This is a genomic window from Sporosarcina sp. P7 (assembly GCF_002743425.1).
Taxonomy (GTDB): domain Bacteria; phylum Bacillota; class Bacilli; order Bacillales_A; family Planococcaceae; genus Sporosarcina.
This window is the reverse complement of sequence record NZ_PDZF01000008.1, coordinates 129664-156145: the sequence shown is the minus strand read 5'-3', so window position 1 is coordinate 156145 and position 26482 is coordinate 129664. Positions and strand designations below refer to the sequence as shown.

22 protein-coding genes and 1 other annotated feature are annotated in these 26482 nt (G+C 41.1%); of the genes, 5 read left to right on the top strand and 17 right to left on the bottom strand.

The annotated features are described in order from the left end of the window. Positions 1-181: 181 nt before the first annotated feature. The gene (gene leuS, locus CSV60_RS09870) at positions 182-2596 is read right to left on the bottom strand and encodes a leucine--tRNA ligase (protein ID WP_099636878.1); all 2415 of its coding nucleotides are present in this window, start codon (positions 2594-2596) and stop codon (positions 182-184) included. Between the two features lie 79 nt (positions 2597-2675). After that, positions 2676-2893 (bottom strand) — a binding site (T-box leader). A 146-nt stretch (positions 2894-3039) separates the two neighbouring features. On the opposite strand from leuS, the gene mnmL reads away from it, so the two are divergent. Both mnmL and mnmM read left to right on the top strand, forming a co-directional pair. Then, a complete protein-coding gene (mnmL, locus tag CSV60_RS09865; RefSeq protein WP_099636877.1) occupies positions 3040-3993 on the top strand; it encodes a tRNA modification radical SAM protein MnmL/YtqA in 954 nt (317 codons plus the stop codon). A 10-nt stretch (positions 3994-4003) separates the two neighbouring features. Beyond that, positions 4004-4603, top strand: coding sequence for a tRNA 5-(aminomethyl)-2-thiouridylate-methyltransferase MnmM (gene mnmM, locus CSV60_RS09860; RefSeq protein WP_099636886.1), 600 nt, complete (start codon positions 4004-4006; stop codon positions 4601-4603). 39 nt (positions 4604-4642) lie between these two features. Here mnmM and CSV60_RS09855 read toward each other — a convergent pair whose 3' ends face one another. From CSV60_RS09855 to CSV60_RS09835, 6 genes are all read right to left on the bottom strand, one after another. Then, positions 4643-5368 (bottom strand): SDR family NAD(P)-dependent oxidoreductase, encoded by a 726-nt coding sequence (locus tag CSV60_RS09855; RefSeq protein WP_099636876.1) that lies wholly within the window; start codon positions 5366-5368, stop codon positions 4643-4645. A 17-nt stretch (positions 5369-5385) separates the two neighbouring features. Beyond that, positions 5386-5529: a hypothetical protein gene (locus CSV60_RS15850; protein WP_158233170.1), complete on the bottom strand. Its 144-nt coding sequence runs from the start codon at positions 5527-5529 to the stop codon at positions 5386-5388. A gap of 109 nt (positions 5530-5638) precedes the next feature. Continuing rightward, complete coding sequence (locus tag CSV60_RS09850; protein ID WP_099636875.1) at positions 5639-6304, bottom strand: 3'-5' exonuclease; 666 nt, start codon at positions 6302-6304, stop codon at positions 5639-5641. A gap of 68 nt (positions 6305-6372) precedes the next feature. After that, positions 6373-8301, bottom strand: a complete 1929-nt coding sequence (locus CSV60_RS09845) for a DUF294 nucleotidyltransferase-like domain-containing protein (protein WP_099636874.1) — start codon at positions 8299-8301, stop codon at positions 6373-6375. Between the two features lie 229 nt (positions 8302-8530). After that, positions 8531-10078: a solute symporter family protein gene (locus CSV60_RS09840; RefSeq protein ID WP_099631500.1), complete on the bottom strand. Its 1548-nt coding sequence runs from the start codon at positions 10076-10078 to the stop codon at positions 8531-8533. 13 nt (positions 10079-10091) lie between these two features. Further along, positions 10092-10418 carry a DUF485 domain-containing protein gene (locus tag CSV60_RS09835; RefSeq protein ID WP_099631499.1) on the bottom strand — a complete coding sequence of 109 codons (327 nt, stop codon included), beginning with the start codon at positions 10416-10418 and terminating at the stop codon, positions 10092-10094. 445 nt (positions 10419-10863) lie between these two features. Here CSV60_RS09835 and CSV60_RS09830 point away from each other — a divergent pair, with 445 nt between their 5' ends. Next, positions 10864-11529, top strand: a complete 666-nt coding sequence (locus CSV60_RS09830; protein WP_099631513.1) for a GntR family transcriptional regulator — start codon at positions 10864-10866, stop codon at positions 11527-11529. Between the two features lie 50 nt (positions 11530-11579). On the opposite strand, the gene brnQ is transcribed toward CSV60_RS09830, so the two are convergent. The 10 genes from brnQ to CSV60_RS09780 all read right to left on the bottom strand — a co-directional run bounded on the left by brnQ (position 11580) and on the right by CSV60_RS09780 (position 23946). Then, entirely contained in the window at positions 11580-12962 is a 1383-nt protein-coding gene (gene brnQ / locus CSV60_RS09825; RefSeq protein ID WP_099636873.1) for a branched-chain amino acid transport system II carrier protein, read from the bottom strand. Positions 12963-13261: 299 nt separating this feature from the next. Beyond that, positions 13262-16336, bottom strand: coding sequence for an AAA family ATPase (locus CSV60_RS09820; protein WP_099636872.1), 3075 nt, complete (start codon positions 16334-16336; stop codon positions 13262-13264). Continuing rightward, on the bottom strand, positions 16333-17487 hold the full coding sequence (locus CSV60_RS09815; protein WP_099636871.1) for an exonuclease SbcCD subunit D: 1155 nt from the start codon (positions 17485-17487) through the stop codon (positions 16333-16335). Before CSV60_RS09815 ends, CSV60_RS09820 begins: the two co-directional genes overlap by 4 nt. A gap of 106 nt (positions 17488-17593) precedes the next feature. Next, entirely contained in the window at positions 17594-18313 is a 720-nt protein-coding gene (locus tag CSV60_RS09810; protein ID WP_099631495.1) for an NAD-dependent deacylase, read from the bottom strand. Positions 18314-18439: 126 nt separating this feature from the next. Continuing rightward, complete coding sequence (locus tag CSV60_RS09805; RefSeq protein ID WP_099636870.1) at positions 18440-19444, bottom strand: aliphatic sulfonate ABC transporter substrate-binding protein; 1005 nt, start codon at positions 19442-19444, stop codon at positions 18440-18442. A 27-nt stretch (positions 19445-19471) separates the two neighbouring features. Continuing rightward, positions 19472-20227 (bottom strand): ABC transporter permease, encoded by a 756-nt coding sequence (locus CSV60_RS09800; protein WP_099631493.1) that lies wholly within the window; start codon positions 20225-20227, stop codon positions 19472-19474. Beyond that, positions 20160-21002, bottom strand: a complete 843-nt coding sequence (locus CSV60_RS09795; protein WP_099636869.1) for an ABC transporter ATP-binding protein — start codon at positions 21000-21002, stop codon at positions 20160-20162. Before CSV60_RS09795 ends, CSV60_RS09800 begins: the two co-directional genes overlap by 68 nt. Before the next feature lie 250 nt (positions 21003-21252). After that, complete coding sequence (gene cysK / locus CSV60_RS09790; RefSeq protein WP_099636868.1) at positions 21253-22179, bottom strand: cysteine synthase A; 927 nt, start codon at positions 22177-22179, stop codon at positions 21253-21255. A gap of 42 nt (positions 22180-22221) precedes the next feature. Next, entirely contained in the window at positions 22222-23433 is a 1212-nt protein-coding gene (locus tag CSV60_RS09785; protein WP_099636867.1) for an MFS transporter, read from the bottom strand. Positions 23434-23466: 33 nt separating this feature from the next. After that, the gene (locus tag CSV60_RS09780) at positions 23467-23946 is read right to left on the bottom strand and encodes a PaaI family thioesterase (RefSeq protein WP_099636866.1); all 480 of its coding nucleotides are present in this window, start codon (positions 23944-23946) and stop codon (positions 23467-23469) included. A 167-nt stretch (positions 23947-24113) separates the two neighbouring features. Between CSV60_RS09780 and CSV60_RS09775 the strand changes: the two genes are divergently transcribed. Then, positions 24114-24566 carry a hypothetical protein gene (locus tag CSV60_RS09775; protein ID WP_099636865.1) on the top strand — a complete coding sequence of 151 codons (453 nt, stop codon included), beginning with the start codon at positions 24114-24116 and terminating at the stop codon, positions 24564-24566. 80 nt (positions 24567-24646) lie between these two features. Then, complete coding sequence (gene pepF, locus CSV60_RS09770) at positions 24647-26458, top strand: oligoendopeptidase F (protein WP_199175266.1); 1812 nt, start codon at positions 24647-24649, stop codon at positions 26456-26458. Positions 26459-26482: the final 24 nt, after the last annotated feature.

The following is a 26482-nucleotide window of genomic DNA, read 5'->3' as shown; positions in this document are numbered from 1 at the left end:
AGACCGGAGGTTTGCCGCTCGCTTCCTTCAGATTCCACGTCACCATGGACACCCTTGCGTTGAGCTAACTGTTACTTCTGCCTTCACAGTTCGGGACTTGCACCCTATAGACTACACCCATGCTGGGCGCACATCGAAAAAGCCGGTTGGAGAAAATCTCCAACCGGCTTTCTACATTTCATTAACCCGCTACAATATTTACAAGGCGTCCAGGAATCGCAATAATCTTCTTCAATTCCTTACCTTCCATCCATTGCTTCACGTCTTCGTTTGCCAAAGCCACTTGCTCTAGCTCTTCTTTCGAGCTATCTTTGGCTACAGTAATTTTCGCACGAATCTTACCGTTGATCTGTACCGCTACTTCCACTGTGTCATCCGATAATTTTGCTTCATCAAATGTCGGCCACTGTGCATAGGCAATCGTGTCCGTGTGACCTAGTTTCGACCACAATTCTTCAGCCAAGTGTGGCGTGATAGGTGAAATTAACAGAAGGAATCCTTCAATATAAGCTTTTGGCAACTTCTCTGCTTTATAGCTTTCATTAATAAATACCATCAATTGAGAAATCGCTGTATTATTGCGCATGGCTTCGTAATCTTCTGTAACTTTTTTGACTGTCTGATTATAGACTTTCTCTAGCGGTCCGCCGGTTTCATCCGTCAATTTATCTGTCAATGTATCATCTTCATTGACGAGCAGACGCCAAATGCGATCAAGGAAACGGCGAGATCCGTCTAGTCCATTTGTAGACCATTCTTTTGATGCATCCAGTGGTCCCATGAACATTTCATAAATACGCAATGTGTCTGCACCGTGTGAATGAACGATATCATCCGGATTGATGACGTTACCTAGCGACTTAGACATTTTCACATGTCCTTCACCTAAGATCATCCCTTGGTTGAAGAGCTTTTGGAATGGCTCTTTCGTTTGTACAACTCCAATATCGTACAATACTTTATGCCAGAAACGAGCATACAATAAATGCAGAACTGCGTGCTCCGCTCCCCCTACGTAGATATCAACAGGCAACCAACGTTCAGCCAATTTCGGGTCAATTATCATGTCATCATTATTCGGATCGATATAACGCAAGTAATACCAGCAACTTCCTGCCCATTGTGGCATCGTGTTCGTTTCGCGACGACCTTTCATACCTGTTTCTGGATCGACGACATTAACCCACTCCGTAATATTTGCAAGTGGTGATTCACCTGTTCCGCTTGGCTTAATATTATCGGTCACCGGCAACATCAACGGCAATTCAGATTCATCGACTGTAGTCATCGTGCCATCTTCCCAATGAATGACAGGAATCGGTTCGCCCCAATAACGCTGACGAGAGAATAACCAATCGCGCAGACGATACGTAATTTTGCGTTCGCCCGTACCATTCTCTTCGAACCATTCAATGGACTTTGCAATAGCTTCTTCTTTCCCTAATCCATTTAGGAAGTCCGAATTCACGTGTTCGCCTTCTCCTGCATATGCTTCTTCTTCAATGTTTCCGCCCGCAACAACTTCCACAATCGGTAAATCGAATTTTTCCGCAAACTCATAGTCACGCTCATCATGTGCAGGAACCGCCATGATTGCACCTGTGCCATACGTAGCCAATACATAGTCTGCAATCCAGATCGGCATTTTTGCACCGCTTGCAGGGTTGATTGCGTATGCTCCGGTAAATACGCCCGATTTGTCTTTTGCCAAATCTGTACGCTCAAGATCACTTTTTGATTTTACGGATTCAATATATTTTTCTACTGCTTCACGCTGTGCATCGGTAGTGATGGCACTGACTAATTTATGTTCAGGAGCCAACACTGCATACGTCGCACCAAAAATCGTATCCGGACGTGTAGTAAATGCTTCGAATGAATGCTCAGTGTCTGCAATTTCAAACGTTAATTGTGCGCCTTCAGAACGACCGATCCAGTTGCGTTGCATATCTTTTAGGCTTTCAGGCCAGTCCAAATCATCCAAGTCTTCTAACAGACGATCTGCGTATTCCGTAATCCGCAACACCCATTGGCGCATTGGACGTCTTTCAACTGGATGATTTCCACGCTCAGACAAACCGTCGATCACTTCTTCATTCGCCAGTACCGTTCCTAGCGCTGGGCACCAGTTAACTGCTACTTCATCAATATACGCCAGACCACGTTTATATAGTTGAATGAAAATCCACTGCGTCCATTTATAATAGCTTGGATCCGTTGTATTGATTTCACGAGACCAATCATAAGAAAATCCAAGATCTTGCATTTGGCGTTTAAATGTTGCAATGTTCTTCGCTGTAAATTCAGCTGGATCATTTCCTGTATCAATCGCATACTGCTCAGCAGGCAATCCGAATGCATCCCATCCCATAGGGTGCAATACGTTATATCCTTGCTTACGTTTGAATGCACTTAAAATATCTGTCGCGATATAGCCAAGTGGATGCCCAACGTGCAGACCCGCGCCTGACGGATAGGGAAACATATCCAATGCGTAAAATTTAGGCTTGGATGGATCGTCAACCATTTTGTATGTATCGTGATCTTTCCAATACTTTTGCCACTTCTCTTCAATTTGCGTGTGCTTATAACTCATGTCAAAAACTCCTCCACTATGATTCGATTTCTTTACTTGTATTGGTGCGTACAGATAAAAAAAGACTCCCGTCCCTCTATAAAGGGACGAGAGTCTATATAGTTTCCCGCGGTACCACCCAAATTGACGGTCTACGCCGTCCAACTTGATTCCTTAACGCGGAGTACGGTATTAGTTACAAGTATTCACCAATACAGGCTCAAAGGCGAGTTCGTTCCCCACTACTACAGACTTGCACTAGCCGTCTGCTCTCTAAAAAGTAGCGTAAGAAGTACTATTCCTCATCATTGCCTTCATTATTTTATTCAGTTTACCCGAAACGCACGCTGAATACAAGCCTTCCCTGTTGCTTTTTGTCGTAAACACAATCGTTCCTGCGATTTGTTATGTGATATCACTGTATATTCCATGGTACAATGTCTGATGTAAAGGAGCTGTACAGAATGAATGAAATCAATCTTCCGTTTCCAAGTGAAGGGAAACGATACCATACATGGTCAAGACATTTGAAGGATACATTCGGTTGCAAAATCGCCAAAGTAGCGCTTGACGCAGGGTTTGACTGCCCGAATCGTGACGGTACTGTTGCACATGGTGGCTGTACGTTTTGTAGCGTGGCGGGATCAGGTGATTTTGCAGGAGATCGCGTAGATGCAATTGAAGTTCAATTCGCTGAAATCAAAGAACGTTCCCAGCGTAAATGGAAAGATGCGAAATACATGGCCTATTTCCAAGCCTATACGAATACACACGCCCCTCTTCCTGTTCTAAAAGAAAAGTTTGAAGCGGCGTTGGCACAAGAAGGCGTTGTGGCATTATCAATCGCTACGCGTCCCGACTGTCTACCCGACGACGTAGTCGAGTATTTAGCCGAACTCAATGAACGCACCTATCTATGGGTAGAACTAGGCTTGCAGACCGTACATGAATCGACTGCAAAACTCGTCAACCGTGCGCATGATTTCCAATGCTATAAAGAAGGTGTCGATAAGTTACGTAAACACAATATTAATATTTGCAGCCATATCATCAATGGTTTGCCTGGTGAAACTGAGGAAATGATGATGGAAACCGCTCAAGCAGTTGCTGAACTGGATGTCCAAGGGATCAAAATTCATTTACTGCATTTATTAAAAGGAACACCTATGGTAAAGCAATACGAAAAAGGCAAACTGGAATTTTTAACGAAAGAAGCGTACATCAATTTGGTAGTTGATCAACTCGAAATCATGCCTCCCGAAATGATTGTGCATCGTATTACAGGTGACGGCCCAATCGATTTATTAATTGGACCGATGTGGAGCGTCACGAAATGGGAAGTCCTGAATGGAATTGATGAAGAATTGGAAAGACGTAATAGTTGGCAAGGGAAAAAACATCTGCAAGAGGTGAAATAATGTGACAAATATATTACTGCACCGTGTACTGCCGATTGCAAAACGGCTAATTACTGAACGCGTGCAGCCTGGAGATACAGTTGTCGATGCGACAGCCGGGAATGGCAACGACACCCTTTTCTTAGCGAACTTAGTTGGGGACGAAGGTCGTGTTTTCGCATTTGATATTCAGCAGCAAGCACTAGAGACAACGGAGCAACATCTTGGTGAGCTAGCTAATCGCGCTACACTCATTCATGACAGCCACGCGAATGTCCCCCAATACGTGCAGGGCGAGATCAGCGGTGCTATGTTCAACTTAGGATATTTACCTTACAGTGAAGATCCTAGTATCATCACGACGCCATCTTCTACAATTGCAGCAATCGATGCGTTACTAAGTTTGCTGAAAAAATCCGGAATCATCACAATCACTGTCTATGATGGACATGAAGGTGGCAGTGAAGAACGTGATGCACTGCTTGATTATGTTTCGACATTGCACCAAGGTGATGTGCATGCGATCCGCTACGAATTGCTAAATCAGAGAAGAAACCCTCCGTTTCTACTTGCACTCGAGAAAATGAAAGATTTTACGGAAGTGCGAAAGTTAGAAGCCGGAGAATCATAAAAACCCGTCGCCACAAGTAAAAGTGGCGACGGGTTTTCATCAATCAAATTGACGAATATCTGCAATAGGGTCGATTTCCAGGAAGTCCACTTCGTTCACAAATCGCACGAGTTTTTCTGCCGTTTCAGAGGCTGAACTTAACTGCCCTTCCCTCTTATATGCCTCGAACCTTTTCAGGTGTGGAAATTGTTGTTCAGATGAGGAACGAATCGTCTCCTGCATACCCGTATCGATAATTCCTGGCGCGATGGAAACAATCCCTGTTGGGTAGTCTGCCATCTTTTGCTCCAATGCAATGACACGTGAAAACTGATCGAGTCCAGCTTTCGTCGTACAATAAATTCCCCATCCTTCATACGCACTGCGGCCTGCTCCGGAAGAGATATTCATGATCTTTTTCGTTCCCTCGAAGTCTTTCAATGAATCGATAAATACATTCATTAATTGAATCGGTGCCGTTAAATTCACTTTAATGGCTTGCTCCACTTTTTGAGTGTCCAATGAACCTACCAAACTAATCGGATCCACAATACCGGCGTTGTTGATCAGCGTGAAAGAACTAGCATCCTCCAGATGTTGACTAACTATGCCCCCAAGAATGGCAGTCGCTTTTTCACAGTCCATGAGATCTACTTCATACATCGTGTGTAGCTGATCTGGATTCGTCCGTGCCAAACCATAGACGGTTGCCCCTGTTTCTGTAAATTGGCTAAGTAATTGTTGACCGATTCCTTTAGATGCACCTGTAATGATGATGATATCCATATGTATCTACTCCCTTTCTATACAATGTAGCTAATTAAAGACACTATGTATGTCGTTGCTTCTTCCACAGTCTTATTCGGTAATTCAACAAACAATATCCAGCAATACACTGCAATAGCCAATATAATGACGATCAATAAAATCGCTTGACGTTTATTCATAACTCCACGTCCTCCACCCATTGTGCAACTCTGTAATTTCTACTATACCACAACAACGAAATAAGCCCGCCACTCAAGTTTCATTGAATGGCGAAGCCGATAACTGAATTTACGTTTGAGAAACAAATTTTTGTGCTCCACCATTTTTAATTCGTAGTAAATCCGCCAATGTCTTCACGCCTTGACGATCAAGTTTTCTAAGTAGTGCCGTGAATACATATGCCGTTGTCAACGCATCGCCTAATGCACGATGTCGTTCGAACACTTCTGTGCCGAATAGAAGTGCATAATCTTCCAAGTCCTGTTGCTCACCTGTAGGATCCAAATAATTAATCAAATGCATCGTATCGAATGATGTAGGGGTTTGAAATGTACATTTCTGACGGCTTAATTCTTTCTTAATCACCATTTCATCAAAACTGACATGATGTCCAACCCAGCCCGCACTTTTATGTTTTTCTATAAAGGCAAAATATTCTTCAATAGCTGGAAGAGGCATAGGGGCATGGTCCACTTGTGACTGCTGTATAGTGGTCAGCTTGCTGATGATAGGAGGAATATCTCTTGACGGATTCACAAATGTTTGAAATACATGATCCGTAACCTCAAATCCTTCAACTTGTACGGCACCTATCTCAATCATTCGATCGTCTGCACCAATTGCAAAACCAGTAGTCTCTGTATCAAACACTGTGAAATTCATATCTTGCAGCGGCGTATTTAGCTGTATTGATTGTTGTAATTCATACGTTAATTTTTTCTTCTTCCAAAACATGATATCGCCCCCTACCTATATAGTACAATATGCGTGAATTTTGTACAGGGACCTTTATCTATACTTTCTTAAAGTTTTGATAATAAATGTGTTTGAAGTGCTCTGACTGTATCTAGCGTTGTACGCAATTCGTTTAACTCCCATCTTCTTAGTTTGCGCAAGTCGATTTCTGTAGAAATTTTCTCATCTCGTAAGTGTTTCTCCCACGACATGGAAATTCTCATACTTAAAGATATTTCATATGCATGACGAATTTCCTCCGCAAAGTCTTTCGTGATTTTTCTCTTTTTCTGCAAAGCGGAGATAATCTCAAGAGGTGTTGCGTTAATGATACCATTGCTGACTCCTAAAATTTGCAAACAATGATGAAGCGGGAATAGAGCATGTTTCTTAATATCAATCACATCTGCTTTACTGCGTCCCCTGAAAATAGTCAAAAAGTTTTGTTGCAATTGTGGTATTGGTTTCTCTTTTTCCTGTTGTGCCATATAGTAAATAAATGTAGCTGATTTTCTCAACAAATCTTGAACCATTAAGATAAAGCGCTCGTTGACAGCCGTTTCACCATAAAGGAATCGGAATGATAGGAAGTTGTATCCGAGCAAGATCTGTTCAGGTGTAGACCGCAGCGCCCATTGGCGAATACGTTCGTGCCAAATTGCCATAGTGCCGCGCCACTGCGATTCACTAGCCATCATGAATCCGATACACCTAGTATAGCCCGCTTGTTCAAGGTGAACGACAATTTCGTTGCCGAGAAGGTCGAAATAGTTCTCGACTTGCTCGGATTCCTCTCTCGATACATCTTCATAAACCAGAAAGTGATCCTGATCAGTCAGCATAAACTGCTCTCCACGTGCGCCACTGCCCATCTGGTACCAAGCAAACGCGACAGGCGGAGTCCCTTTCCCTTGATCTTCAAGTGACTGCACGGCCAGCATAACGCAATGCTTCGCTAGACGATCATAGAACTTTGTAATGATTTCTAATGTATGGATGGTTGAAATTTCATCCTGAATTAAATTGGATAGGACATCGTAAATTGCTGCTTTAACGACAGGCAAATTTTCAAAGGAAGCTTCTTCTATCGTTTTTAAGATATTCATGGAATTACGATCGCGTTTCGTCATCAACGTAGCAAATGTCACAATACCTACAGGCTTCCCTGCTTTGACTACTGGCAAATGCTTGATTCCATGTTTATAGAATTTAGTCAAGACCTCATAATAATAATCGGTTACTTTGACCGTATGCGGCTTTTTCGTCATGACATCTTTCGCCTTTAGTCCGATTGCGGAACCGCCGCCCGCTATCACTCGTTCGACTAGATCTTTTTCCGTCACGATTCCAAGCAACTTGCCCGACTGATCTGTAACAATAACAGAGCTAATGGAGTGTTTAATCATCAACTCAGCTACTTCCCTCGTTTCTGCCTCCGCATGAATTGTCACGACTGGACTGCTCATGAAATCCTGTACACGACGGACATACGGTTCACTCTCACCATATTCATCAGCCAAACGTACTTGTTCTCCTAACGAGGTATAGACATTCGCCAAACGAATCGACATTTTACGCAAGATATAGTCCCGCACATGTTGATCGTCCATCCGGTGCTTAATCACTTCATACGGAACTTGGAGACAAACGGAGCCTTCGGCCACGACCATATCAATATGATGTTTATCAAGCGGCCGGTCCATTTCCCCTAAGTAGTAAGCAAAATTGGAAAAGCCAATGACTTCATTTTCTTGAATAAATTCTAGTGTGACTGAGCTACCAGCTTGCCCCTCTATTTGAACCTCTGCGGATCCCTTCAACACGATGAGTAAACCTTCCTGAGGTGTTTTGAAATAGTTAGATCTCTCCGCTTCTTCATACATCTTGAGCTTACATTCCAGTAATAGCTGATCAAATTCCTTTTCTGACGTGTTCATAAACAACGGATTTCTATGAATTTTATCATACCATTCCTGATCTTTTACCATCTTCAGCATTTCAAAACCTCCTATTCATATTGACCATCACGAGATCTCACTTCATATTATTCAAATCCAAATGTCATCAGCACCTATCTACTTACATTCAATAGTCTTTACGCAAGAACTATCAACAAAAGATCAATGCCTTATCTAACTACACAATTTATCCTTTAAATAAAAAATGATTCCCTCTTCTGTCGTGCTTGTAGAAGAGGGAACCATTGGTTGAATATCAGGCTAATTATTAAAGATCAAGCTCTTTGTAGCCAGTTTCCGCTTTGAAACGAACTTCTGCATAAGAAACTTCATCTTTCTCATGTCGCTTAGAGCTAACAAGTGTACCAATCCAAGCAGCAAGGAAACCTGCTGGTACGGAAACGATAGCCGGGTTAGCATATGGGAAGATTGGATTACCAGTAATAAGAGTAGCTCCCTCAACTGGGTTCATTACTGATGGGCTGATTGCAACAAGAACTAGTGCAACGATTAGACCAGTCAACATTGAAGCAACAGCACCTGTTGTATTGAACCTCTTCCAATAAATAGTTAATAGAATAGTTGGTACGTTTGCGGATGCAGCAACACAGAATGCCAGTGATACTAAGAACGCAACGTTCAGCTTTTCAGAACCAAGTGCAAGAAGGATAGAAGCAACACCAATTGCGATAGAAGCCCAACGAGCAGCTGCAACTTGTTGTTTCTCAGTTACATTACCATTTTTAAAGATTTGTCCGTAAATATCGTGAGCGATTGCAGAAGCACCAGATAGTACAAGTCCTGCAACAACTGCTAGGATTGTCGCAAATGCAACAGCTGCAACGAAGGATTCTAGTGCGTCTCCACCAAGAACTCCAGCCAACATTGGTGCTGCCATGTTCCCTGCAGCGTTTTCTGCGATGATTGCATCCGCTCCAACGAATTTAGCTGCGCCAAATCCAAGGAAGATTGTCAATACATAGAAGATACCAATAATCCATACAGAATAAATAACGGAAGAACGTGCTGTTTTCGCATCTTTAACTGTGAAGAAACGCATTAAGATGTGTGGAAGACCAGCAGTACCTAAAACCAATGCGATTAATACTGAAATAAGTCCAATTGTGTCTTTATACACAACCCCTGAGTGAAGGAACGCTTCACCATGTGGAGTAGCCGTTTTCATGACCTCAAACATACTAATAAAGTTGAAGTTAAACTTCATAAGTACCAAGAAGGAGATAATGATTGTACCCATCATCAGAAGAATTGCCTTAACAATTTGTACCCAGCTTGTCGCAGTCATTCCACCGAATAGAACGTAGATTAACATCATCGTTCCAACGATTAGAACTGCCATCCAATACTCGATACCGAATAATAATTTAATAAGAGCACCCGCACCTACTAATTGTGCAAGCATGTAGAACATTACGATAGTAATTGTGTTCAATGCTGCTGCTCCACGCACTTTCTTAGCGCCGAAACGTGCACCGATCATATCTGCCATCGTAAACTTACCCAAGTTACGTAGTGGTTCAGCAATTAAGAATAAAACAACTAGATAAGCTGTTAACCAGCCAATACTATAGTAGAAACCGTCAAATCCGTTTAGTGAAATTGCACCCGCGATCCCTAGGAAAGATGCTGCGGATAAGTAGTCACCAGCAATCGCCATACCATTTTGCCAACCTGTTAATGAACCACCGGCAGTATAAAAGTCACTTGCTGTAGTCGTCTGCTTTGCCGCCCAATATGTAATGTAGAGTGTCAGCGCGATTACAGCGAAGAATATAACATATGAAATCCAACTCATGAACACAACCCCCTTATTTTAAAACGTTTTTCTCTATAATCTTGTCCACTTCAACATCAAAGTGTTTTGCTTTATTCATGTATATGGACGTGAATACCCATACCATAATGAACATGGAAAATGCATAGACCCAGGTCCATGTCATTGCACCAATTGCAGGTGTTTCTAAAATTTTTGTATAACCAGTTAATAGTGGAAGAATAAAGTACGCTGCGAAGAAGAAAATAACAAAAGGTGTAGCGAAGTTCTTTTTTCTTTTTACAAGACCCTTAAAGTCTTCTGTTTGAACAAGTTTTTCATAATCCATCGTGGATTTCCCACGTGCCACTTGATTAGTCATTAGTTAATCCCCTTTCTATTTTATATAGCGTAGTAAATTAGTTCCTATTCCCCCCATCTCACTGAAACCGCTTTCATCATCAAGTTGAAATGATAATATGTTACAGCGTATTCGGATATAAATTTGTTATAGTACACATGTAAACGATACCAAACATTTACTAGATTTGCAATAACATTTTTAAAGATTCGTAAAATTAAATCTACTGAGAAAGCAAATCATGTATAGACATTAATCTATCAAATATAAGCAGAAACTACAAGAACTTTTTGCATTTATCATACACTTTTAATAATCCAAATCTTATAACAATTCCTAATTATTTCACTACAATGTGCAAAATACTGTTAAACAACAGGAATAAGTTGTAGTATACTGTATATTGGTTATGAGTGAAATAAACATGGTGGGAAGACTACTTTTTGGAGAAAGATGGTGTGTAAAATTGCCTATACCAACTAACCACGCACAACCCATACGAAAGACTGCTAAAGAGAGTGCATTTAGTCAACTGCAGAAATGGATTATCGATGGAACTTTACAGCCCGGCGAAAAACTAAATGACGTTGAATTAGCAGAAGCACTTGGAGTGAGTCGCACGCCTATACGTGAGTCACTACAATTATTAGAAGTTCAAGGATTTGTTCAAATGTTTCCAGGTAAAGCAACACAAGTGACAGACGTAGATCGGGAATCTATTTCGGACTTACTCCCGCCACTCGCAGCGCTGCAAGCATTATCAGCTGAACTTTCCATACCAAACCTAACCGAAAGTATTATTAGGAAATTGCGGGAAACGAATAAGAAATTCGCGCTAGCAGTTGAAAAGGAAGATTATTTTCAAGCTTTGAAAACCGATGAAAAATTTCACCAAATCATTGTGGACACAGCTAATAATCCATATATTTCTTCCATGCTTGTCTCATTACAAGCTCATGTGCGTAGACTTTTCTTTCATAATTCCATTATACTAACGGAAAAATCGATTGAAGAACATGACCAGATCATAGATTTAATGAGTAAGCGTAATGGTGAGCAAGTTACTAAAGTTATGAGGGAAAATTGGTTGCGCGCGATCGAGGAGTTTCGTTCGATTGAAAAAGTTGATTGATAAATAGAGTAGAAAACAGGATTCGACCTAAATCGGATCCTGTTTTAATTTTATGCTTTTTCTTTAGTAAAGATATTTTGGACACCTTGCCCTCTTTTATTGTGTACCACCGCCACAATAGCTGTTACGACAGTCACAATCAATACAGGAACTAACCAGCCGACACCTTCTGTATAATATGGAATGTACGCTGTATATGCCTCCTCTACAGTCTCAAGCCAATTCGGCATGTCCTTCTCTACTAGTGAGTAGAACTTCACAAGCGCTTCAACGAAACTGACGAGAAAAGCCGTTACAGTCGCTGTTCGATATACCAAGCTGGATTGATGGAATAAAGGGCCGGTGAATGTTAGCAGGATTAATACCATGGCCAGTGGATACAGTAGAACCAGTACAGGAATTGAGTAATTGATAATATTCGCTAGACCGAAATTCGCTACGACCAAACAGAATAGTGAAAAGAATACTACAAAAAGTTTATAGCTAACTTTTGGGATGATTGCATGAAAGTACTCGCCACATGCAGTTAAAAGCCCAATAGCTGTTGTTAGACAGGCAAGCATAATCACAACTCCGAGTAACAATAGTCCTGTCGTACCGAATAAATAAGAAGAAGTTTCGCTCAACACGGAACCCCCGCCATCCAGATAGCCAAATAAATCAACCGATGTAGCACCTAAATACGCAATACCTATGTATATAATGGCTAAAAATCCGGCTGCCACAAATCCTGTCTTAGCCGTTGAAGTCAATATTTGTTTTTTACTAGTAATGCCCATCGCACGCAATGCGTTGATGACGATGATTCCAAAAACTAGAGAGGCTAGTGCATCCATCGTATTGTATCCCTTAAGAAAACCTGTAAAGAATGGTGTTTCATTATAAGGGGCTTGCGAAACTTGCGCACTTCCCATTGGATTAAGAAGCGTCATACCAATTAAGCCAATCAATATAATAATGATGAGTGGTGACAAATATTTACCGACTCGATCAACGATCTTTGCAGGATTCAATGATAGCCACATGCTAATACCAAAGAACACGAGTGTAAATAAAAAACGGGCAATATCAATAGGGAAACCATGTAAAAATGGAGCAACACCAATATCAAATGCCACAGCCCCTGTTCGTGGTGCTGCAAAAAACGGGCCAATCGTCAAGTAAAGTATTGCTGTAAATAGAACAGCGTAGACTGGGTGAATTCGACTTGCCAAGTCTTGCAAATCTTTCTTGCCAGAAAAACCAATAGCCAAAATACCTAAAAAAGGCAAACCTACTCCAGTAAATAAAAAGCCAGCCATAGCTTTCCACGTTTGATCTCCAGCCAGCTGTCCAAGCTCGGCAGGAAAAATTAAATTACCTGCACCAAAAAATAAGGCAAATAGCATAACCCCAATAACAAGACTTGATGAAAATGATAGTTTGTTCTCCATATGTATAAAAATCCTCCCAATATCAAAAGCTTTAATTTGTATGCAATATATCGCGTTCCCTTATATTACTCTTCTCAATTTGGAAAATCAACAGCCAGTCAAATCATTTAACTTTTGTCTATATTGTCAACTTACAGACTATTCGCCAGGACCCACCATGGATTTTTTAAAAGTAGAAAAAACTGACCTCCGTAGAGATCAGTTTGGATTGATAAGATGATTAAATGAAAAGTCGTGTATTGGATAGTTTGTGAATTCCATTTCAAAGTCGATTAGCTACGTCTTACTCCCCCCGCTAATCAACTCAGTACAAATTTCGTTTTGCTGTAACCTTCTCTCCATTTAGTTACTTGCAATGTAGCAGGAATAGCCTCTTTCATTTCATCGATATGGGAAATGATACCGATCATTCTCCCTGACTGCTGAAGCGCGATGAGTGTATCTATAGCTTTTGCTATAGCCTCTTCATCCAATGCGCCGAATCCTTCATCAATAAACATCGTCTCCATACGTACAGCGCCTTGGAAGCTTTGAATGACATCTGCCATACCCAGTGCCAAACATAAAGAGGCATTAAATTTTTCACCGCCTGATAGCGTTTTAACGTCTCGTGTCTGCCCTGTATATGCGTCATGAACATCTATACCTAAGCCACTTTGTTTCCCTCTAGTTTCTTGACGGTCACTACGGACGAGTTCATATTGTCCATTTGAAAGATCACGCAGGCGAATATTCGCAGCTTGAATGATGCGCTCCAAATACTCGATTTGAATATAGCGCTCAAAGGAAATTTTCAAATGGTTTTGACCACGGATTAGATCGTAGAGATTCACAATTTTTCCATATGTCTTTTCTAGCTCGGCTTCCTTAGATTTGCTATTTTTTAATTCATTGTATAGATCCTGCGCTGCTTGTTCCCGTGCTTTTGATTGATTGCATAGAGCAAACGCCTCTTCATATTGCGTTTTCATTGTTTCAACCTCGTGCTCCATCACTGCCATATCCGTTCGCTGTTTGCCATCTACAGACTTCTTGAGTTCTTCTACGGATGATTGTAATGTATGAAGCGTTTGGGCGAACACTTGAAGTTGTTGCTGAATAGCCTGACGCTTTGAAGTCGGCAGTTTCACTTGCCTATAATTCTCTTCCGAGGTAAAGCCTTCTTCTGTCAGCCGTTTTGTAAAGGAAGCTGAACTATGGTCTACCTTTGCTTTCATATCTGCTAAGGACTTCTTCTCCAAAACCTCTCGGGATTCCCATTTTATTTTCTCAGTTGAGGCGTCTTGTAATTTCTGTTGAATTGTTTTCCAAGCACTTTCAAGTTGTTGACTTATTGTTTCTTTAGATGTAATTTGTTGTTGCAATGCGGATAGTTCCTGTAGATTTTCAGGAACCTTCGTTAGTGCATAGTTATAGAGGGCTCGTTTCGTTTCAAGCTCTGCTTTTGATTCATTGCGCTGCTGTTCCAATGTATTCAGTTCTTTAGTGAGTTCATCCATGGCCTTCTGCGCTTGGTTTTGTTGGTCTTTCTTTTGTTTCAACGACTCTCGCTTATTTCTAAGGACAGCTACTTTTTCCGTCAAATCAGCCTGTTCTTTTTGATGATCACGATTCAAATCTACTTGTTGCTCATCCAATTCAGCTTTACTTAATTCAATACGTTGCTTAAGTTGTTGCAATTCCGCCTGCTTAGTATGGAAAGTCTGTACTTTATTCGTTAACTCTAGTTTAGCTGTGTCTAATTGTTGCTTCGATATGTGCTCGGCTTCTGCAACTTCTGCTTTAGCTGGATGGTCGACACTACCGCAAACTGGGCAAGACTCTCCGTCATGAAGTGAAGCAGCAAGGGCTACCGCCTGATTACTAATCCAACGATTTTCAAGAGCTTGATAGACAACTGTATACTGCTCTACTTGTTGCTTAGCGGTTGTAAAATTTGTTTCCAGTTCGTGTTGTTGTGTAAGCTGTTGCTTGTATAAAGCCACTTGCTTTGCGACGGCTTTGCTAGTTGAAAGTTGATCCACCAACTGTTCGTAGTCTTCTAATGAAGTTTCCAATTCACTAATTTCATTTTTCTGCACGGTCATGGCTTCTTTTTGTTGCTTTGCTGCTTGCTGATTTCCTAGCAAAGATTTCTCTACTCGATCTACCGTGTTCGTAAGTTCCTCTAACACTTGACGTTGTTCTGCGAGTCCGGATACGATTGGAAGTAAATTTTTTAGTGTAAGTAACTGTTCTTTTACTTCATTTCGCTCAGATTCCTTAGCTAGTTCCTGTTCATAAGAAGCCTTTGCCGACAATAGCTTTCTCTCCGCATCAGCAAGAAACGTGACAGTTTCAGAATAACTTCGATCTTTTTTCTGCCATTCCATTACATTAGACTTCACTTGTTGTTCTAAATCTTCTAATCTCGCGGCCCGTTCTGCTTGCTGCAATTGCTGTTCGAGACTTTTCATCTCTGGTTGTTTCGCCTGCAATCCATCTAATTCTTTTTGGCGTTGCAGCAACTGGGCAAATTGTTCATTAATTAAACGAGCTTCATGTATTTCTTGTTGTTTTTCGTTATGAACTTTATAGAGTCTAGTATATTCTTTATGAGTTTCTTTAGATTGTATCTCATAATAGGCATGTTCTTGTTGAAGACCTACTAGAAGCTGATGGTAGTTGGGGTACTTTGATTGTATTTCTGTAAATAATAAAGAGTCGCGCGTGGGTAACTTCGCTGGTATTTGATGAAGAATCGTGTCACCCAATTGTTTTTCACGAAGATATTCCGCATTCGCTTCTTCTTTTTTTACTTTTAACTGTTCTACGATCTTCTGGTACGGTTCCGTTTTAAAGATTTTCCGCATGATGGCTTCCTTATTTGCCGTATCGGATGTTAAGAATTTGCGAAATTCCCCCTGAGGCAACATCATGATTTGACTAAACTGTGCGTGCGTAAAGCCTAGCAACTGTTCGATCTTTTCATTTACCTCCGTAACAATTTGGCGATCTACCGCCGGAACGAATTGCTCGTCTTTTTTTTCAAATAATTCGCAGCGGCCTAACGTTTCTGATTTATTCCCTTTTTTTCTGTAAGGAATCTGACGCACGACACGAAATCTCCGCTTATGGATATCAAAAGTTAACTCTACAGTCGTCTGCATGTCATCATGCGCAAACTGACTGCGCAACGCTTTTGTGTCAGTACGATCCTCTCCACTTGCCTGTCCATATAATGCGAAACAGATGCCGTCAAAGATTGTAGTTTTGCCAGCACCCGTTTTTCCGGAAATGACAAATAAACGATGATCTTTCAAATCACGAAAATCAATAACTTCTTTATCTCTATACGGTCCAAATGCTGTCATCGTTAATATAATGGGTTTCATGCACGTTCTTCCTCCTTCATAACGTCCCACAAAACTTCAGCAAATAACTCTTTCGTTTCTTCGTCTACTTTTTCGCCTTGAAGTTCTTTAAAGAAGGAAGCAAACATTGCTTGATCGTCTTCTTTTTTCTCAACATTCACTGTTCCGCCTAGACTGTCTGTAGAAGAAGCAAAAAGTTTACGTTCTACATGCATGGCATTCGGAAAGACAGAACGGATTTTCTCCATCGGTTGTATGACTGGTACCGTATCAAGCAACTTGACGAACACATAATCTTCATTGTGAGACATCATTAATAGATCGTCCATCGTTCCTTCAACCGTTCTCATATCATGAAGAGGAGTGAGTAATCTTTTCTCAATTTCCACTTTGCCATTTCTTCCGAGCTCCACAATGAGATACCCTTTTTGATGATTCTCTTCCGATATTGAATACTTTAATGGTGAACCTGAGTAACGAATCGTTTCATTGCCTACGAAATGCGCCTGATGTAAGTGACCAAGCGCCGTATAATGAAACGGCTCAAACAAATCTGAAGAAACATATTCAGCCCCACCAATCGATAAGGGTCGTTCCGCGTCACTTGTATTCTCCTCTTTCTCACCATGCGTAGTGATGAATGCGTGACCAACGAAAACATGTCGAGCATCCTGATCCATAGACTTCTCTATACGCTCGATAATTTTCTTCATAGCTTGTTGATGACTGGAAATCGACTCATCTTCAAGCAAGTGACGGACAACCGAAGGATCCGTATATGGTATTAAATGAAAATAAACATCACCATATTGGTCTTGGAGCTTTACTGGTGACAAGTGCGAAGACAACTCTCCTGTTATGTATAACCCTTGATCTTTCATGAACGTACTACCAAAGTGAAGACGGCTAGGGCTATCGTGATTTCCTGCAATAGCGATGACAGGTATTTTCAAATCGATAACAATTTCCTGTAGAACTTCATTCAATAAACCTACCGCTTCAGTTGGTGGAATTGCGCGATCATACAGATCTCCCGCTATAATGACCACATCCGGTTGTTCTCTCTTTATCTCTTCTATAAAAGCTTGCAATATATAACGCTGATCCTCTGTCATATAGATTCCTTGGACGAGTTTACCGAGATGCCAGTCTGCGGTATGAAAAATTTTCAAATCGATTCCCCTCTTTTCATCTTTAAAAATAGAGACAAGAAGAACAGCGTAACAAAAGAGTGATATGAAAATCCTCCGTTTACTACGCTCATTCTTCTATCTCAAATTACTTACTATCCACTTTTTGATCCGCCTCATTCAATATTTCTCCGATTTTGCGTTCATTGATAACGAGATCGGCAAAGTGATCCATTTCTGTAGGCTCCATATTGATAATGACTAACTTCGCGCCTTGCTCTTTTGCGATCAGCGGAAATTGATTCGCAGGTGTAACGGTTAATGATGAACCTAAGACAATGAAGAGGTCTGCTTTCTCACTTTCAAATATCGCTTGAATAAATGCTTCTTCTGGCAGCATTTCTCCAAATAAGACAACAGATGGACGCAACTTACCGCCACAATCGCAGTAAAATTCCTCTTGTTCGTAGCGTTCGTTACCGTATACTTTTCCACACGTTTCACAATGGACATGACGAAGTGTCCCATGAAGTTCCATGACGTTTTTTGACCCCGCCATCGTATGGAAACCATCGACGTTTTGCGTAATAATTCCATCGATCAGGCCATCTTTTTCCCACTTAGCTAAAATATCATGTCCTTTATGCGGTCCTGTTTCTTTTGCTGCTATGACGCGTTGTTTATAAAACTGGAAAAACTGTTCTACTTGTTGATTGAGAGCAGTTACGCTCGCCACTTTAGCAGGATCTTCTGTTTCCCACATGCCCGTTTTAGCAGAACGAAAATCTGGTAGCCCGCTTTCTGTCGACATTCCTGCTCCAGTATAGACAATAGTACGTTTTGATTCGTTCAATAAATCTGCCAGCACTGTCCTCATCCTTTCAACTAGCGAAATTATGTTCTACCTACATTCTAGCATATCCTGTTTTATTGCTATTTATCAAACGATACGAAAATAGAAAAACGAGCATCCACAATGGATACTCGCTTAGTATTAGTTTGCTGTAATTTTTTTAATGGCTTCTAGATCAATCAATCCATCGATTTCATTCGTTTTGATATAATCTGCTTCTTGACTGATATCAGCCATCTCTTGCAATACGTCCTCATTTACATCTGTTGTCACTTCGATTCGTGTGAAGGCTGCTTCCAATTCATCACTGGCTATTTCTTTACCAGTCAGATCTTTGATGTGCTTCACCACTAGTTCTTGTGCTTTTTCTGGCTCATCACGAATGAATTGAACTGCTTTGGCGTGAGCTGTCAAATAAGCAGTCGATAGTTTTTCGTTTTTCAAAAACGCATCGCTTGTTGCGACAACTGTGTTCGTAGATTCTTTACCCCAAGCAAAGTCTTCCCAGTCAAGAATCAGTTTACCATTCGCCTGATTTTGTAAAATATACCCCCATGGTTCTTGTGTTGCTGCGCCGTCAACTGAATCTTGAATGAATAATGTTGCTGTATCCGCTGGTGCAGATGCGAAAAACTCCACTGTTCCTCCGTTAGCTTTTGCTTTTAGGTCCACGTCTTTCAACGCTTTACGTAGCATTACATCTTGCGTACTGCCGATTACAGGAATTGCAATTCTCTTACCATCAAGATCAGCTAATACATTAATTCCACTTTTACCGTTGGCTACTAATACCGCACCGCCATTTACTGCTCCAGAAACAATATGATACTTTGGATCTTTTACATAATAGTTGATTACAGGTCCAGGTCCAACTGTTCCGATGTCTATCGAATTAGAAGCCATTGCTTCCATGAATAACCCACCGTTACTAACTGTCTTCGTCGTAATCTTAATGTCTTCACCGAACTCTTCCGCGAAATAATTATTTTCGAGTCCAACGATTGTTGCGATATGTGTTAAGTTCGGGAAATATCCAATCTTTACTTCTTTTTTATCCGCGCTGTCTACCTCTGTTTTCCCACATCCCGACAAAATCCCCACAATTGCTAATACTGAAAGCAATACACCCAATAGTTTCTTATTCATATGATGATCCCCTTTTCTTAGAGCGTGTCACGCCCGAATTCCCCATTTTCTTTCAACACTGCGTTCCAAACGCAAAAATAATACATTATCCATAATAGTTCCAATAACCCCGATGATAATCATGACAGAAATAACTAAATCCATTTGACCAAGTGCGCGTCCTGATTCTAGTAGTTGACCGAGACCGACGCCGGCACCTAGTAATTCCCCTGCCATGAGTGCACGCCATGAGAATGCCCACGCGATGCGTAATCCAGAAATTAATTGTGGTACGGATGCTGGCAAGATCACGGTCCGCAAAAAGTGAAAACCGCTAGATCCTAGTGACTTGGCAACACGCTGATATAATACTGGTACGTTTTTAAAGCCGCTTGTTGCGTTAACGATCATCGTCCAAGTAGCCCCTAATGTAACGATAAATAAAATAGCAAAATCATTGAGACCGAACCAGATAATCGCAAGTGGAAACCAGACAATACTTGGAATAGACTGTAAAGCTGTCACTAGAAAACCAAGTGTGTCTTCCACTATTTTGTATCGCCAAATCAAATAACCAAGCACCAGTCCAAGTACAGAAGCAATCGTGAATCCAATTAACAATCTGCTAAGGCTTGCACCGATTGCAATGAGGATTTGACCGGAGATGAGTCCAGAAATTAAAGTCGACATGACTTGTGTGAAACTCGGGAACATAAAATCGGGTAAATCCGATAGCCTAGATGTGACTTCCCATATCGCCACTAGTATCCCGAGAAACACTATTCGTCTTAAAGCTGTAGTCATCGCCCATCTCCTCCTTCAACACTTTCTCTATTTCTTCTTGAAGTTCAGCCAAAATCTGCTTTTCGAGTTGCAACGTCACGTCATTCGGCATGACGCCATCTTTTGTATCATTGGATTTGAAGGTCGCTTTAATTTTCCCAGGACGTGTCGCAAACACGACAATCTTTTGTGAAAGTAATACCGCTTCACGAATATTATGTGTAATGAAGAGAACGGTTACTTTCGTTTTTCTCCAAATATCCAATAACTCTTTATGAAGTACCATGCGCGTTTGTTCATCCAATGCCGCGAATGGTTCATCCATTAATAGGATATCCGGCTCCATTACAAGCGCACGCGCGATGGATACGCGTTGCTTCATCCCCCCTGATAATTCATGCGGATAGGAATTAATGTAATTCCCCAAGTGGACCATTTTCAACATTTCAATCGCTTTTTGTTCCGCTTCTTTCTTCGACATCTTCTTTAATAGTAAACCGTATGTAACGTTATCGAGTACTGTCAGCCAGGGGAACAACCCCGCTTCTTGAAAAACGACCACTCGATCTGAACCCGACCCTTTTACTTCTTTTCCGTTAATACTAATTTTCCCTTGCTCAGCTTTTTCGAGTCCCGCAATTAAATACAACATAGTGGACTTTCCGCAACCTGACGGACCTACTATAGAAACAAACTGTCCTTTTTCTATTTCAAGGTTGATGTGATCTAGTACTTTGACCGTTCCCTTTTCTTTGTGGGGAAAGCTCTTTTCAATGCCTTCAATTTTCAAATACATGTTGATTCCCCCTCATAAATATTTTTGTGTCACTCCGTTTTTTTAATTCCTACTAACTTTATATGTTTTGTATATATATATAATCTACCATTTACGTAGGTTTTGTCAATAGGATTTCTGATTATTTTTTCAATCTATTTAAAAACATGTGATTAAATGCTATAGGTAATAGCTTTCTATCATTTTTATTCCGAAATTCTACGCTAAAAAACCTCTACCCGACGTGGGAAGAGGTTTTTGCTTGTGGGTATTATTGAAATAAATCACTCGATAAATATCTTTCACCAGAATCGGGCGCAATACAAACGACTGTATCTTCAGGAGTTAAACGTTTCGCCACTTGCAATGCTGCATACAGTGATGCACCACCTGACGGCCCGAGCAAAACTCCTTCTTGTCTTGCGAATTGTCTGACGGTAGTATATGCGTCGTCATCTTCAATTCGGAAAATCTCATCATAGACATGGGTATTTAATACAGTTGGAATAAATCCAGGACTGGTACCTACCAGTTTATGTTTGCCTGGTTTGCCACCTGATAATACCGGTGACCCTGCAGGTTCAACCACATGCACTGTAATAGCCGGGTCATGCTCTTTTAATGATTCACCTGTTCCTGTTACGGTACCACCTGTTCCTGAAGTACAGACAAATGCTGTTAATTTACGATTGATGGATTGAATGGCTTCTATAATTTCTACAGCCGTCGTATGGCGATGACTATCAGGGTTCGCTTCATTTTCAAACTGCATCGGAATAAAACTATTCTCAATGGACTGTGAAATTTCATTCGCTTTAGAGATCGCACCTGGCATACGCTCTGAGCTAGGTGTCAATACAACTTTCGCTCCATAGGCTTTCATTAAGTTAATACGTTCAATCGTAGAGTTATCCGGCATAACAAAAATGGCTGGGTATCCTTTTGCTGCAGCATTCATGGCCAAGCCAATTCCCGTGTTGCCTGACGTCGGCTCAATAATCGTGGCACCGGGTTTTAGTACCCCCGTTTTCTCGGCTTCTACAAGCATTTGATAAGCCGCGCGATCTTTTACACTACGGCTTGGATTGAAATACTCCAATTTCACATACACCTCAGCGCCAGTAGTTTCACCGAGCGTTCGTACTTTTACAAGCGGAGTCTCACCGATTAATTCCGCCATATTATTGACTATTTTCATTCTGTACACCTTCTCTTCATGATGATATCACTAATAATCTGATTATGTAGCTGATGTAATCTTTTGATCACTAGGTAAAGCTAATCCGACTAGACCAATGAACGGCAAGAATGACGTGATGATCATCGTTTGATAAATACCGATCGAGTCGATAAGTGTTCCAATGGCAACTGCACCGATTGCCCCCATTCCGAACGCTAATCCTACTGTTAGTCCCGCCATGGTACCAATTTTGGAAGGTACGAGTTCTTGGGCATAGATTACCGTGACGGAAAAACTAAGCATAATAAAGAATCCGATCGCTAATAATAATAAAATGATTCCAGGTACGGGTGCATACGGCAGTAACAAACTAAGTGGTAAAGGCACAATAAGCGATAAGACGATCACTTTTTTTCGTCCTATTCTGTCAGCCATGGGTCCACCGAAAAATGTCCCGACAGCACCCAGGGCCAAGAATAAGAAAATGTACAACTGGCCATGCTGAATCGTCATGCCATAGTATTCTATCAAATAGAAAATATAGAAGCTCGTAATATTCGTCACATAGAATGAACGCGCAAATATAATAATCATTAATAAAGTCAGCGCGATCGTGATTTGTCTTTTTGACAAACTTTCCAATGTCGTTAATAATACTTTCTTCCGCGTACCTAAACGCTCTTCATTCAGCTGTTTCTTATACCAGATCGAGATTCGAGTAAGTAAAGCAATCCCAGCAGCAGCTACTAATACAAAAACAGCTGCTCCTATTTGGCCGAGAGGAACGAGGACGAAAGCGCTGATCAAAGGTGCGAGTGCTTGTCCCGAGTTACCTCCTACTTGATAGATAGACTGTGAAAGTCCACGCTTGTCTCCCGCCGCCAAAAATGACACGCGAGAACCTTCAGGGTGAAAAATGGCTGACCCCAATCCTAGCAGCATAACAGATACAATGATCAGCCAATAGCTTGGTGCTAATGCTAGCCCTACCATTCCAATTAAAGAACATGTCATGCCAATCGGCAAAGCAAACGGCTTGGGTTTGCGATCACTTAAATATCCTACAACTGGTTGAAGTAGAGAAGCTACAATATTTAGAGCAAAAACAATATACCCTAATTGTTTATAACTAAATTGATATTCTTTTTCCAGAATTGGCAACATAGCTGGAATCACTGCCTGTAGCGTGTCGTTAAATAAATGACAGACCGCAATCGCAATCATTATGGGAAATACCGGATTCGCTACGGCAGTTTGTGAAGATTTACTCATACTTTCTGTTCACACCTCATCTAGTTGTCTATTTTACTTGGTGAATGTAGTAGGCATTACAACTCCAATCACTTCCCCAGAAGCGCATAATTCATCCTCAGCGTAAATTTCTATAGCTACTTTCCACTTCTTCGGATGAATTTCCGTAACGTTTCCAATCGCTTTCAATACTTTTCCTTGAGGAGTCGGTTTACTGTAGGTAATCTGCAAGGAAGCTGTCACAAAACGCGGCGGTACAGTCCCGTCACTAGGTTCATGACCGTCCTTTCGATGTAGGGCAAGTGCACAAGATCCTGTGCCGTGGCAATCCATAAATGAAGCAAGAAATCCACCATACACAAATCCCGGAATTGCCGTATATTTTTCAGGTGGTAATGAATACGTAACGGTTTGCTCTCCTTCCCAACCAGTTCGGAAATGGTTCCCTTCCTCGTTGAGCCGTCCGCAACCATAACACCATGAAAAGTCATCCGCATAATTATCCTGAATAGCATGTGTCACATATTCTTTCATATTGATCGCCTCCCTTTCAGATGAATACCCTCTATTATACATTCTGAATATTAAAATATCGACCTAAAACAAAATATCGTTTAGAGTATGGACAGTTCTATGCGTATCTTCTTGATTACATTCATATACTAGTGAGAAACGATACTTTATGGAAGGAGGGGGATAGTATGAAGATACGTGGAGTTATCTTGGCATTATTAGTGGCTGGAGGATTTTATGTCATGATTCAGTCAATCGACGAAGCTGCCTCCCATCCCTTTGAGCGATTGCAAGAACAACAACTGAACGGTTTATCTCCCTATTCATTCATTACTTTTCGGCAACCTGGTCTGCAAAACCAGCAAGCCGTTACGTGGCGAGTAGATCAAGGTGAAGAAGTTGACCGCCTACTTCAATTTCTCCAAACATATGATTATGAGCGGATAGATCCGGATACATTACAATTGTTTGATGACCAACCGCTCTTCACAATCGATCTACACGATGAAGAAGGAAATCGTATGACTATATTGATTGAGGAAGGGATATTAATCCACAATGACCGTCTGTATTATAAGGTTGTCAATGGCCCCTTACAGGTTGATTGGCTAACGGAATTTATACTTTCCAATAAACCATAATTTTGTACTGTGAACATTCATTGTATTATACTGTTATTTAATTCGACAACCGAATAATCGATTTGAAGGAGAGATTCACATTGGTGAAAAGCTTACCTAAACGTGCACAAGTTAACGAACAAGAAACCTGGAATTTACAAACCTTATTTAAAAATGAACAGGACTATGAGAACGCAGTAAAAGATACTGAAACGGAAGCGACTGCTTTTCTGAAAAACTATAAAGGTACGATTATAGATTCAACTTCAGCTATTCAAGCGTTGGATGCCTATCGTAACTTACAAGAGAAACTGGTCAAGATCGCTAGTTATGCTGAGCTGACGGCAAGTGTTGATTTAACAAATGATGCTGCCCAAATGAGAGAGAGCAGATTTGGTTCAATCGCTGCCAAAATCGGTAGTCAAACTTCTTTCATGATGAGTGAATTGACTGCGCTTTCCGAGCAGACTTTACAACAAGCAAGTAAACAGTCTCGGGAGTATGCAACTGTATTCGATAAAATCATTCGGGAAAAACCGCATCAATTACATCCTGAAGTGGAGAAGACACTCGCTGCATTCTCTGCTTCTTTCCAAGCACCCTATTCGATGTATAATACAACGAAAATGGCAGATATCGACTTCCCTGACTTCACTACAGATGGAAAAACCTATCCACTGAGCTATGTTTCATTTGAAGGTAAATGGGAGTCTGAACCAAAAACATCGGTAAGACGTGCAGCGTTTCAAACATTCAGCGATACGTTGCGTAAATATCAACACACTACAGCCAAAACATATGACATGCATATACAAATGGAGAAAACGATCTCTGACTTACGTGGGTATGACTCCGTTATTGACTATTTATTGATGGACCAAGATGTAGATCGTTCTATGTACAATCGCCAAATCGATGTGATTATGGAAGAACTCGCACCACATATGCGAAAGTACGCAAAACTTCTTCAGAAAATATATAGTCTCGACGAAATAACGTTTGCGGACTTAAAAATGCCAATCGATCCGTTATATGAGCCTTCCATTACAGTGGAGGAGTCGAAGAAATATATGAATGATGCGCTTGCTGTTATGGGCGATCACTATCTTGACATGGTGAACCGTGCCTATTCGGAACGCTGGATTGATTTTGCTCAAAATGAAGGTAAATCAACAGGTGCATTTTGTGCAAGTCCTTATGGTCAAGGCTCATTTATCTTGATTTCTTGGACAGGTAGCATGGAAGATGTCTTTGTCTTAGCGCATGAATTAGGTCATGCCGGACATTTCAACTATGCCCATGAGGCGCAAAACCTGTTCAATTCGGAATCGTCACTGTACTTCATTGAAGCGCCTTCTACGATGAATGAGATGCTGATGGCCAATCACTTATTGAAAAATTCCGCTGACCCTAAATTTAAGCGTTGGGTACTATCTTCCATCGTCGCACGAACATATTACCATAACTTCGTGACGCATTTACTTGAAGCGGCGTTCCAGCGCAAAGTGTATGAACGAGTGGATGCAGGTGGCCATGTCAATGCGACTATTTTAAACGATTTGAAGCGCGGTGTACTCGAAGAATTCTGGGGCGATAGCGTGAAGATGAATGATGGTGCAGAATTGACATGGATGCGTCAACCACACTATTACATGGGCTTATATCCATACACATATAGTGCTGGATTGACAATTTCTACTGAAATGGCAAAACGCGTATTGAAGGAAGGAGAACCAGCTGTTGAAGATTGGCTCAATACTCTTCGCGCAGGTGGTTCAAAAAAACCAGCCGATCTCGCGAAAATGGCAGGAATCGATATCACAACAGACAAACCGTTGCGCGATACGATCTCCTATATCGGTGAGTTAATCGATGAAATTGAAAGACTGACTGAAGAGATTGATACACAGTAAGAACAAAAAACATCCGCCAAGCAG